The sequence below is a fragment of the Sulfurimonas sp. genome (assembly GCF_032250635.1).
GTDB lineage: Bacteria > Campylobacterota > Campylobacteria > Campylobacterales > Sulfurimonadaceae > Sulfurimonas.
Genome location: NZ_JAVVFL010000044.1, coordinates 1 through 12,324, shown reverse-complemented (window position 1 = coordinate 12,324; position 12,324 = coordinate 1). Strand labels below are relative to the sequence as shown.

Genomic DNA, 12,324 nt, shown 5'->3' with positions numbered 1-12,324 from the left:
TTTTTTTGAAACTTCAAAAGATAAGAAATCGTATCTGGTTTTAATGCATCCATTTGATATTGAAGAGCTAAGCTACATCAAGATTACAAAAGACATAACACCCACAAGAGCGCTTATTGACAAAATTCTTCACTATATTTTCATTATAAATATAGCCGGTTTCTTACTGGTTATAATTTATGCAATTGCTTTATCTAAAATGCTAGTCACACCTATTAAGACACTAAGCAACAAGCTCTCAAATATGAACGAGCATCTTCTACGCCCAATAAAAACCGAAGAGCTTCCTGAGGAGTTTGAACCTCTTGGTGAAACAATCAATCACCTAATCTCAAGAATTCAAAACTTTGTAAAGTACCAAAAAGAGCTATTTATAGGGACTGCGCATGAGTTAAAAACTCCTCTTGCGGTAATAAAGCTGAAAAACCAAGTGACATTAATTAAAAAACGCTCTATTGAAGAGTACGTAGATGCCATAAAAGTAACAAATAAGACGGTTGATGAGATGAATGTCATCGTCTCAAATATACTCAATATCGGCAGACAAGAGGGGGCTCAACTAGAAAAACCTCAAGAAGTTGATGTAATTGAGCTTTTAAAGCAAAAAGCTGACGACTTTAAGTTGTTAGCAGCCAATGAGGGCAAAACACTCCACATGTACTTTGAACCCAACGGTTTTATGGCACTGCTCCAGGTAAGTCTTCTTAACCAAATCGTGCAAAACTTTTTACAAAATGCTCTGAAATTTACTCCAAAAAACAGGAGCGTTATTTTAAGGAGCTCGCTAAACGATTATGGGCTACTTATTGAAGTAATTGACGAAGGGTGTGGAATAGATGAGAGTTCGGATCTTTTTGCACCGTTTAAAAGAGAAGGCAGCAAGTCGGGCGTGGGTCTAGGACTCTTTTTGGCAAAAAGTGGTGCAGATGCACTGGGAGCTAAGATAAGCATTAAAAACAGAACTGATGGCGTAACCGGAACGGTAGCAACTCTCAACCTTAGTTCAAAACTCTCTTGTATTCTTCCAGCCAAGTAAATAATAACAAAATTTAAAAAATAATAAAGCTTTATTCTGCTATAAATCGGGCACATAAAATTATGTATTTTACATATATTTAAAACTAGAAGGTATTTTGATGGCTTTATTAATAAATGATGAGTGTATTGCGTGTGATGCTTGCCGCGAAGAGTGCCCTACTATGGCTATTGAAGAGGGTGATCCTATCTACTTTATCGATCCTGATCGTTGCACCGAATGCGTTAGCGTTTATGACGAACCTGCATGTATATCCGTATGTCCGGTTGACTGCATTATTCCAGATAAAGACAACGTAGAATCCATTGCAGAGCTTCAGTTTAAATATAAAAATATTCTAGCAGAAGAGTAGAGGTTTGGCGAAACGCGTAGCAGTCATAGATATAGGTTCTAACTCGGTTAGAATGGTTATTTATGAGAAGACATCGCGTTTTGCTTTTCATATACTTCATGAGGCAAAAAGCAGAGTGAGAATCTCTGAAAATGCCTATCAAAACAGCGGAAATCTTCAAGAAATTCCGATGCAAAGAGCTTTTGATGCTCTTAGAGACTTTTTATCTATCATCTCATCTTTTAAAGCTAGAAAAACGCTCTGTATTGCAACCTCCGCACTTAGAGATGCCCCCAATAAGAAAGATTTCATTAACAGAGTCAGAAACTCCCTTGGTCTAAATATCAAGGTTATAGACGGGCAAAGAGAAGCCTACCTTGGGGCTGTTGCATGCATCAATCTTTTACCGCGACAAAGAAATGCACTAAGCATCGATATAGGCGGCGGTTCAACAGAGTTCTCGCTTATAGATGAGCAGAAAATAAACTCAAATATCTCTGTAGATTTAGGAACAGTCAGGTTAAAAGAGCTTTTTTTTGACAAAGGGGACATCGACGGTGCAAAAATCTACATCGACTCTCAGCTAAAACAGTTAGATGCAACGAATATATCTACAGTTATCGGCATAGGCGGAACATTTAGAGCAATATCCAATGCAATCCTCACTAAAAGCGGCTACCCGATAGACAAACTTCATGCTTATGAGCCAAATTACGACGAATTTCAAACACTGTTAAAAAAGATAATCAACTCAGACGAGGATGAGCTCAAAAATCTTGGTATAAAAAGCAGCAGATTTGACGTTATTAAACCGGGGGCGCTTATTCTCTTGAGAGTCTTAGAGAAATTCAAGATAGAAAAACTTGTAACAAGCGGCGCTGGCGTAAGAGAAGGTATTTTTTTAACAGATCTGCTTAGAAGCTCAAACGATAGATTTCCGGCAAACTACAACAGCTCTGTGAGGTATATACTCGATGCTCACGTTGATAATCTTTCTTATGCGAATCAGCTCTGCAAAGTCTCTAAAATGCTTTTTGATCTCATGCATAAAGAGTTGAAGATAGAAGAAAAATACCGCCACGAGTTGGCAATTGCCGCAAAACTGTGTATGAGCGGAAATAATATCCACTACTACTCACACAACAAAAACAGCTACAACCTCATAAAAGATGCTCTAGAGTTTGGCTTTACTCATGAACAGATAATTTTAATCGCAACTCTAACAAGATATGCAAAAAGAAAACTCCCCTCACAATCTCATATACAAAAGTTTAAAAATCTTCTTCCTGATTCAGAGCAGCTAGAAGAGCTAAGCTATCTACTCTCCTTAGCTGTAGCTCTTTTGAGTCACTACCCTCGAAATATTGATTTTACGCTTAGTTTTGAGGAGTTAAAACTTAAAGTTGAATCTAAAAATAGTCTCTATCTGGCAAAAGAGAGCGTCAATAAATTGGAGACGTTAACAAATAAAAGCATAGAAATCTCATTTTATACTTTATAATTTAAATTAAAGAACTGACCTCACGCACTTTAAATCTCGAAAAACTTGTTTTACTAAAGAAACATTTTCACTTCGTGAAAACCGCATTAGCTTGTTTTCGTAGCTTTTAGGTATGCTAACCAATGGCATACTCCATGGTAAGGGGGTTGCAAGGGACATTTGTCCCTGCCACTAAAACAGATGCGTTCGTTTTAGTGCGTAACATAAGCTAAAGAAGCAAAGATTCTAAAATCTCTGCCCCATCGTAAACTCAAAGACCGCAGTCTTGTCGCCCTCTTCTTCTCCTAGAGGTTTAGAGAACATCAGCTGAATCGGTCCAACAGGAGAGAACCACTCAAGTCCGGCACCAAAACCGCCGCGAGAGATATTATTTGACAAATATGGCTCAGCTCCTAACGAATCACCGGAAGCTCCTATGTATCCCCAGTCAAGATAGGTGACCAAACGCATTTTTGCTTTTGGAACAAGAGGAAAACTAAGCTCAAAACTATTTGATGCCGTAAGCTCACCGCCGATTCGTCTATCTTCGGTCTCAGCCGGGTCACTATCCTCTATTGTAGGAGCGAGCGAGTATGACTCATACCCTCTGACACTTCCTATACCGCCCATATAAAACCTCTCTGCAACAGGGAGGTAGCCAGTCTCTTTTACATAGTAAACTCTTGCTTTGTATCTTGCAATCACGTCAAACCCAAACCAATCTTCAAGCCCTTTGTATGCACTGAAGTTTGTTCTGCTTTTAAGAAAATCTGAATCTGCTCCAAGTCCTGCATACTCAAAACTTTGACTAAGCATAAAACCTTTTCTTGGAAGATAAAAGTCATCGGTATTATCAAACTTTGCACTTACCGTAACCGAACTTTTCGAATAATCTTCAAAAAAATACTCATCTATCCCACTCAGATTAGCATCTTCTTCTATTTCATAACTATTTGCAGAAAAGCCGTACCCTATATGCCCACTGATATATCTTGTAAATCTATGACCAACGCCAAGGGTTAATCCATCAGACATAACGGTATAGTCGTTATACTCATAATCACTGGTATAAAGAGAGAAATTACCGCTAAAGTCGCTATCGTTTAGTCTAGGGTTGGAGAGACTAAAAGAGTAGTTAGAGGTCAAAGATGAACGCTCAGCTTTTACGCCTACATTTATTCCAGAACCCCAAACGTTTCTATCATCAACAGCTACGCTAACAAGGAGTCCGCCGTAACTTCCATAACCACCGCCTAGTTGAATATTGCCCGTAGGAGCCTCTTTTACCTTAACCACTAAGTCCATAGTTTTATTGTCAACTCTTTTTTCTTCTATGGTATTTCCATCAAAAAAGCCAAGACGTCCAAGAGCATTTCTAGAGTCTGAAAGGTCTGTAAGCGAGTACATATCTCCCGGTCCAAGGTAGAGCTCTCTTCTTATGATTCTGTCAAGTGTTCTGTTGTTTCCAGAGATTATTACGTTTCTTATTTTGACCCTCTCTCCTGGCATGATCTTAAAGACAACTTCAACTTCCCTTTTCTCTTTATCTTTTTTCAAATCAGGAACTATCTGCACAAAAGCGTAACTTTGATCTGCAATAAGAGTCTTTATTCTCTGCGAATCATTACGGAATGTCTCAACGTTAAAAGGTTTGCCGACCTCCAGCTTTATAAGCTCTCTAATCTTCTCATCTTCTATGACATTTTTTTGCTGATCTATCGTAATAGCGCTAACGTTATATACCTCGCCCTCTTGCACTTGGTAGTTTATCTCTGCCGTATAGTTATCAAAATTTACTTTTGCAAACGGCTCTTTTACATCAATGTCCAAATAGCCGTGCTGCATATAGAGATCACGTATTCTAAGAGGATCGTAAGCTAGGTCATTAACGCGCATCTTACCGTCGTTTCTCCCCCAAAACCAGCCCATAAAATCTCTCTCTTTATTGGCTATCATTTCATCAAAATCATCACTATCAAGCCCAGATACTCCGCTATAGAGAAGCTCTTCAATAATAATCTCTTCACCTTCGTTGACCAAAAAAGTGATCTTATAACTTCCGTTTTCTAACAGCTCTTTTTGAATCTCCACGACACTGTCAATCTTCCCATCTTGACTTATCATCTCTATGATTCTTTTTTTTGCTGCTTCTATCTTTTTCTCATCATAAAGTGAGCCGACTTTTATCTGAATCACACTCTCTTTTATCTCGCTGTCATTCTCTTTCCAGCCCTTTAGTTCTATTTTTGATATAAGCGGCTTCTCTTTAAAGTGAAACGTTAAAACACCCTCTTTATCTATAGTTGTCCAGATATCTTCAAAATAACCCTGCTTATGATATGCCTTGATTGACTCATCAAGCATCTTCTCATCGACACTATCACCGACTTCAAACTTCAGCATTCGTAACGCTACGGACTCTGACATGTTGACCATGCCCTCATATTTAATAGATTTAATTGTATATGCAAAGGAGTTTACCGCCAGCAAGGTTAGAAAGAGTACTAAAAATTTTATCATTAAGTTTCCATCAGTTGTAAAATAAGAGGGGATTTTACCTTTTATGAGGTTAATATTAAGTAAACTCTGTATAATTTGAAAAATTAAAATAAAGAATTGAGATGAAAGTAGCGATAGTAGGACTGGGACTTATGGGCGGTTCTCTTGCCATAAGTTTAAAAAAACTTGATTTTATAAGCACGGTTGTCGGAAGTGACCACAATAAAATCCACCAACAAGAGGCAATGGAACTCGGATTAGTTGATAAAATAATAGAGTTTGAGGAAGCAAAAAACTATGATGTGGTTTTTTTGGCTATCCCCGTTGATGGAATAATATCTGCGCTTAACAATTTAACAGATGTAAAAAAAGATACGACGATTATAGACCTTGGAAGTACAAAAGCAAAAATCATCGCCTCTGTGCCGCCGAGCATTAGAGAAAATTTTGTAGCTGCCCACCCGATGACGGGAACGGAGAATTTCGGTCCAACTGCTGCAGTTGAGAATCTATACAAAGAAAAAGCGGTAGTTTTATGTAATCTCGAGCATAGCGGAGAGGCTCAGGCAGAAATTGCCAAAAAAATATTTAGTGCGCTTGAGATGAAAAAGTACTTTATGTCGGCAAAGAGTCATGACCGCCATGCAGCACTTATCTCTCATATGCCACATGCCATCTCCTATTCCCTGGCAAACACCGTTATGAATCAAGAGAACAAGCACAACGTTTTAGCTCTTGCTGCGGGTGGTTTTCGCTCTATGAGTCGTTTGGCAAAGAGTTCTGCAAATATGTGGGAAGATATTTTTAGACAAAACAGAGAAAATCTGCTCGAAGCGATAACGCTCTTTGAAAATGAGTTAAGCATTTTAAAAGGGCATATAGAAAATGAGGATTGGGAAGAGGTTCATAAAAATATAGAAGCCGGAAACAGGCTTCATGATATTTTAGATTAATTTATCCCATACTTTTTTAAGAGCTCTTTGAGGGCTTTTTTATCTATCTCTATCTTCTGATGGGAGTAGATATTCTTCTCCAGTATCTCTACTATCTCACAAACATCTTTATCATCTTTAAAAGGCAATAGTTTTGTTAAAAGAATCTTTGGATCTTTTATGGAGCCTTCTTTTGACTTTTTTGCAGAACTAAAATAGGGTTTATAGAGCATACCAACAACACCCACCACTACTCCGCCGATGAAAATAAAGACAAGAGTAAGAATGTCATGCTCTTTGCTAGGCGCGTAGTGTTCTTCATGCGCCGAAGCAGCCTCCTCTTTTTTAACCACTAACTCCTCTTTTACCTGCTCATTTATGACATCAATTTTTATCTCTTTTGTAGAAACTTCTTTTGTCTCTTTTGTCTCATGGTCAAAATAGCGCAGCGAAAAGGATGGTATCGTAAAGTCTCTATCTGCTACAAAAGCTATCTTTTGGGTGAGCTTATTGCCCTCTATAACAATTTTTTCATCAAATACGGCAACATCATCCATCTCTGGCTTAAAACTTTTTATATCCTCTAAATTTCCCTCACCACTCACGTTTATCGTGATATTTACCGCCTCATTTGCTTTGATCTGACTCTTCTCAACTATCGCTTCTATGGCAAAATCTCCGACCAAACTAACACCTGATGGAAGCGGTTTTACATCAAAACTCAACTCGTTTGAAAAATAGGTTTTCCACTTAACTGTAGGAATCCAATCTCCCCAACTGCTCGCTCTTGAGCCTCTTGAGGCTATTCTCATCTGGGCTTGTGGGATTTTAAGCTCACCTGCCCTTTGTGGTGCTAAAGAGTAGACTATCTCCGTGATTGTATATTTTGAATCCTGATACCTCTTTGGCTGCGATTCGCTTTTTATCCAAAACCCTTTTAGCTCAGGCGGAGTAAACTGACTGTCAACCGCCTCAGCATCGCTTCTTTGCTTAAAAGTGAGCGTCAAGTCAAACGCTTCTCCTACAAAAAGCTCTTTTTTGCTACTCTCCAACTTTAAAACAAAATCCAAATCTTTTGCCACACTTGCCGGAACGACCTTTACCTCAACGCTGTTGCTGGACTCCGTTTTGCCGTCAACCTCAGCCTCAACCGGACTGATTACACAGCTTTTTTGAGGAACAAATCTATAGCTTAGCGTGTAGTTTTTATTTATTGCTCCGTTTGTTATCTGCATATTTGTCTGAGAACTTGTCGATATTACGTCGCTATCGCATAACCTGCGTATGTTTGGTCTTGTTATATCCTCTCCTGAGATAGTAAGCGAATATGTGACCATCTCGCCTAGCTCCACCTCTTTTGGGCTTACATTTGCCTCAATCTGCGCGTATGCCGTATTTAAAAACAGCAGTAGTAAAAATAGTAATTTAGTTATAGTTCTCATCGTTTGCCTTTGTTCTTACCATGGTTTCTCATCCGAATTTTTTTGGGTTGTCTCTTCATCATTTAGTCTATAAAGAAATGTAGCATTGCCTGAGTTTAGCTGCTTTATCCACTTCATCTGCTCTTCATCGCTCATTATCTCATTTTGCATCTCTGCTGAGCCAGATGAGCCATTTTCATCATTTTTTTCGCCCTCTTTCATATCTTGGGCTTTACTCTTTTGCTCTGTTTTGTTGTCATCACTCTCTTTTGCTTCAGACTCTTTCTCATTTGAATCCTCTTTTTTCTCTCCACTCTCTTCTTTTTTTGAGTCCTCTTTTTTATCGCCCTTCTCATCTTTTTTAGAACTATCTTTATCGCCGCTCTTATCATCTTTTGAGTTCTGCTCTTTGTCGCTTTGTTCTTGCTTCTCTTGCTTGTCATCACCCTCTTTTGAGTCGCTTTTCTGTTTTTCTAAACGTTTTTTGACCTCTTCTAAATTCTCTTTTGTCTCTATGTCGTCCAAAATCTCCAAAGAGCTCTCGTAGGCTTCAGCAGCCTTTTGCAGATCTCCCTCTTTTGCATAGGCATTTCCAAGATTAGAGAACTTCTTCGCACTCAAATCTTCGCTCTCAAATACCGCTTTTTTGTATGCTTCTATCGCCTCTTGATACTTTTTATCTTTATAGTAGGCATTTGCCGCATTGTAGTAGCTTTGTGGATTTTGAGAGTTTTGTGCATGTTCATCGTAGAGCTTTGCCGCCTCAGAGTAACTGCCGCTCTCATAAGCCTCTTTCGCCTTTTTTAAATCCATAAAATCCAAGATTTCCGCTTCTGCCTGTGGCACATTAAAAAGAGCAAAAGATAAAATAAACACAGCTGCTCCTTTTTTTATTTTGCCAAGCGAGCTTGTCGCGATGAGCAGAAGAAAGAGTGCCGCTGCAAGCGGATAGTAAAAGAGGGGTTTATGTTTTTGAACCTCTTCGCTTTTGAGCTCCCGCTCTTCACTTATTTTAGTTATCTCTTTAAACATCCTCTTTATATCATCCGAGGACGTCGAACTTTGTATATAGACTCCGCCTGTTTTTGTAGCCAAATCTGCAATATTTTCATTAAGCTTTGAGATAATTATTTCGCCTTTGTATTTTACAAGGGTTCCATCTTCAAGCTTTATTGGTGAGCCTTTTTTTGTAGCAACACCGAGTACAAAAACAACAATATTATCTTTTTTTGCCGCTTCAATCTCATCTGAAAAATCATCTTTATCTCCGCCGTCGCTTAAGAGAAGAAGATACTTTTTACCATTATTTTTTTGAGTTTTACTTACAACATTCAAAACAGACAAGAAGTCGGTTCCCTTCTCTGTAATCGATGACGTATCAAGCTTGCGAAGTAAAAACGCCACTGCAGCGGTGTCAAAACTAAGAGGGGAGACAAGATAGGAGTTTTTTGCAAACGCGACTATGCCTATGCGCTCATTCGGCGCTTCCTCCAAAAGAGTCAATACCTTTTGTTTTGCGGCTTCGAGTCTGCTTGGATAGATGTCGGGCGCCAACATGGAGTCTGAAATATCAAAAGCAATCATAATGTCCGCGCTTTTTGCTTTTATCTCAACTGTGCCCTCTTTTATGGCAGGCTCGGCGAGCGCTACTATTATCAAAAATCCCACAAGAAAAAAGAGCGCGTTTCTTGCTTTGAGAGTCAAAGAGTTTGTACTTGCACGGAGCCTATCCATCACATCTGGAGCAAAAAATGTTGCAAACTGCTCTTTTTGAGTAAGCAGAAGTCCAAAGAGGATAAAGAGCGGAGGCAGCATGTAGTAGAGAAATTCAGGGTGTAAAAATGTCATGCATAACCCCTCTTGTTTCTAAGATAGATGTAGAGCATGAGTGAGAGAAGCGAGAGAAAAAGAGGAAATTGATAGTAGTACTTTGTGTTTGTAAAACTCTCGCCCCTTATCTCAGACTTCTCAAGTTTATCTATTATCTTATAAACCTCTTTTAGCTCATTTGCGTTTGAAGCGCCAAATGCCGCCCCTCCGCTCTCGTTTGCAATACGAAGCAGCACATCTTGATTGTACTCATGCGGCATTCCTATACCTATGGGGTAAACCTTTACGCCCTCTTTTTTTGCCATATCAAGTGCCACGTCAAGCGGGATTTTGTCGATTTGGGGCGTGGAGTGACCGTCTGTAAGCAAAATTGCTATCTTTGTCTTTGAATCTCCCATCTTCAGGAGGTTTACGCCCTGCGCCAGAGATGTATGAAGCGCCGTATATTTTCCCGCCATTCCGATTGAGAGCTGTGAGAGAATTTTGTTTAAGATATCCGCATCATACGTTGGGGGCGAAGCAATAAAAGAGTATGCGCCAAATACAACCAGACCTATATTGTCGTTTTGCCTCTCTTTTATAAATTCGCCGACAATCTCTTTTACAACGTCAAACCTTGTAAAATATGGGTTTTTGGCATCAAACCCCTCCGCCTGCATAGACTCCGAAGCATCCAAAATCAGAGCTATCTCATACCCCTCTTTTGGTTCAAGTTCATAAGGCTCATCTTTTACGGGCGACATGAGAGAGAGTATCATCATAACGACTCCGAACCACTTTAAAAAGAGTAGTGTTTTTGATGCCGAGACACTACGGTTTAAAAAGTCGTGAGTATGTGGAAAATAGATGGATGGAAGTTTCATCTTGCAAAGAAGAGAGCAGAGAAGAAAAAGAAGGAGAAGAGATGCTATTTGTGGAAATTCAAAATAGACTCCATCAAACATCGATCATCTCCTTGTAAAGCTCTATGTAGCCCAGAGTCTCTCTGCTAAACTCATTCACATCTTTTTTGTACTTATACTCTTCAAGACGGTTTGTGAGGTTTTCATACATCTCTTGATGTCTTGGGCTGTCATCTTTAAACGTAGCGCCCAAAGAGCTAATGAGGTATGCGCTCTCTTTGGTCTTTTTTAAATCAAGCGAATTTAGAAGTCTGAAGTGCTCTTTGCGCAGATTAAAAGCATTGCGCTTTTGAAAATATTTGTAGATAAGATAGCCCAAAGCGATAATTAAAAGAGCCGCAATAGAAGCAATACCTAAAAAGTAATAGAGCGAATACTCCTGCACCTCAACAATAGGCTTTATATCATGAAGCGGGATATCGTAACTTTGTTCTTGTGCCATTATCTGCCCTCAAAAAGTCTGCGAAGCTTCACGCCTGCAATAGAGTCGGTATATACTTTTGTAAATCGTATGCCGTCACGTCTTAGCCTATCAAAGAGTCTGTGGTCATGTGCGGCAACCTTTTGGCTATATAATCTTACACTTGAAGCGTTAAAATCGCCCTCTAAAACCGCTCCGCTCTCGGGGTCGATGAGCGATGCAAAACCCATCTCGGGCGGATGCTCTTCGAGATGGTCTCTCACTATAACAGAGAGCACCTCATGTTTTCTTGCCAGAAGTCTGAAGTCTGGTATCTCAAAGTAATCGCCGATAATCAGGATGAGCGATTTTCTCTTAAGCCTTTTAAAGAGCGTATCGGCAATAACTTTGAAATCAACCTTTTTGTTTATGGCGTCAAACTCTAAGATGTCTTGGACATTTTTTTGGATTTGATGCAGTTTTTTACTCGGTTTTGCGTGCGAGACCATCTCATCGGTAAAGATGTAAGAACTTAGCAGATCACCGTTTTTAAGCGTTGAGAAACCCAAAAGAGCGGCAACTTCGGCGATGGCTTCTTGTTTAAATCTTTTAGAGCCAAAATGCACGCTTCCGTTTAATACAGATACCACTACTACACTAAGCTCTCTCTCTTCGCGAAATATCTTGATAAAGGGTTTTTGCATCTTAGCAGTGATATTCCAGTCGATATGACGGATATCATCACCGGGCATGTACTCTCTTAGCTCAATAAAGTCATACCCCTCACCCTGAAAAATAGATGGGTTGTTTCCGACCATTTCGCTAAAAACCTGACGTCTTGCGCGAACCAATATCTTTTGCAGTTTACTCATAGTTTATATCAAATCTACGGTATTGCTACGGCTTGAAGCACTTTTTCTATAATCTCATCGGTCGTAACTCCCTCAGCTTCAGCCTCGTATGTTAAAACAATACGGTGACGCATAAGCTCTTTTGCGATATAAGCAATATCAACAGGTGTTACAAAATCTTTGCCTCTCATAAATGCCATAGCTTTTACGGCTTTAAACATATCTATGCTTACACGCGGCGATGCTCCAAACTGGATGAAATCTTTTATCTCATCAAGTCCGTACTCGTGAGGATTTCTTGTCGCATTGACCAGCTCAATCATATACTCTTCAACCTGCTCGTCTACATGTACGTTTTTTACAGCAACTTTTAACGCATCCAAATCTTCATGTGTTATAACACTCTCTATAGACTCAAAATTGCCGCTTGAGATACGTCTGGCAATCTCAAGCTCTTCATCTTTTGTGTTGTAATCTACGATGAGCTTGAGCATAAATCTATCAAGCTGCGCTTCTGGAAGCTGGTAAACACCCTCCTGCTCTACAGGATTTTGTGTAGCCATAACAAAAAATGGAGGTTCTAACTTAAATGTAGTATCGCCCAATGTTACCTGCTTCTCCTGCATAACTTCAAGCAGAGCA

At 39.4% G+C, this 12,324-nt stretch carries 11 protein-coding genes; 4 read left to right on the top strand and 7 right to left on the bottom strand.

Annotated features, from left to right (window positions below):
- The 3 genes from RQ763_RS04270 to RQ763_RS04260 form a co-directional block, all read left to right on the top strand.
- Nucleotides 1-1,036, top strand: a 1,036-nt coding sequence (locus RQ763_RS04270; protein ID WP_314151397.1) for a HAMP domain-containing sensor histidine kinase, incomplete at its 5' end; no start/stop codon positions are given.
- A gap of 100 nt (nucleotides 1,037-1,136) precedes the next feature.
- Nucleotides 1,137-1,388, top strand: a complete 252-nt coding sequence (locus RQ763_RS04265; RefSeq protein ID WP_294929280.1) for a YfhL family 4Fe-4S dicluster ferredoxin — start codon at nucleotides 1,137-1,139, stop codon at nucleotides 1,386-1,388.
- 4 nt (nucleotides 1,389-1,392) lie between these two features.
- Complete coding sequence (locus tag RQ763_RS04260; protein ID WP_314151396.1) at nucleotides 1,393-2,868, top strand: Ppx/GppA phosphatase family protein; 1,476 nt, start codon at nucleotides 1,393-1,395, stop codon at nucleotides 2,866-2,868.
- 225 nt (nucleotides 2,869-3,093) lie between these two features.
- Here the strand turns inward: RQ763_RS04260 and bamA are convergent, their stop codons facing one another.
- A complete protein-coding gene (gene bamA / locus RQ763_RS04255) occupies nucleotides 3,094-5,367 on the bottom strand; it encodes an outer membrane protein assembly factor BamA (protein WP_314151395.1) in 2,274 nt (757 codons plus the stop codon).
- Nucleotides 5,368-5,468: 101 nt separating this feature from the next.
- On the opposite strand from bamA, the gene RQ763_RS04250 reads away from it, so the two are divergent.
- Nucleotides 5,469-6,299 carry a prephenate dehydrogenase gene (locus RQ763_RS04250; protein WP_314151394.1) on the top strand — a complete coding sequence of 277 codons (831 nt, stop codon included), beginning with the start codon at nucleotides 5,469-5,471 and terminating at the stop codon, nucleotides 6,297-6,299.
- Here the strand turns inward: RQ763_RS04250 and RQ763_RS04245 are convergent.
- The 6 genes from RQ763_RS04245 to RQ763_RS04220 form a co-directional block, all read right to left on the bottom strand.
- Entirely contained in the window at nucleotides 6,296-7,720 is a 1,425-nt protein-coding gene (locus RQ763_RS04245; protein ID WP_314151392.1) for a BatD family protein, read from the bottom strand. The genes RQ763_RS04250 and RQ763_RS04245 overlap by 4 nt on opposite strands.
- A 15-nt stretch (nucleotides 7,721-7,735) precedes the next feature.
- Nucleotides 7,736-9,547, bottom strand: coding sequence for a VWA domain-containing protein (locus RQ763_RS04240; protein ID WP_314151391.1), 1,812 nt, complete (start codon nucleotides 9,545-9,547; stop codon nucleotides 7,736-7,738).
- On the bottom strand, nucleotides 9,544-10,473 hold the full coding sequence (locus RQ763_RS04235) for a VWA domain-containing protein (protein WP_314151390.1): 930 nt from the start codon (nucleotides 10,471-10,473) through the stop codon (nucleotides 9,544-9,546). The genes RQ763_RS04240 and RQ763_RS04235 overlap by 4 nt, the downstream gene beginning before the upstream one ends.
- A complete protein-coding gene (locus RQ763_RS04230; RefSeq protein WP_314151388.1) occupies nucleotides 10,466-10,873 on the bottom strand; it encodes a hypothetical protein in 408 nt (135 codons plus the stop codon). Before RQ763_RS04230 ends, RQ763_RS04235 begins: the two co-directional genes overlap by 8 nt.
- Nucleotides 10,873-11,703, bottom strand: a complete 831-nt coding sequence (locus RQ763_RS04225; RefSeq protein ID WP_314151387.1) for a DUF58 domain-containing protein — start codon at nucleotides 11,701-11,703, stop codon at nucleotides 10,873-10,875. The genes RQ763_RS04230 and RQ763_RS04225 overlap by 1 nt, the downstream gene beginning before the upstream one ends.
- 14 nt (nucleotides 11,704-11,717) lie before the next feature.
- On the bottom strand, nucleotides 11,718-12,324 hold a 607-nt coding region (locus RQ763_RS04220), incomplete at its 5' end, for a MoxR family ATPase (protein WP_314151386.1).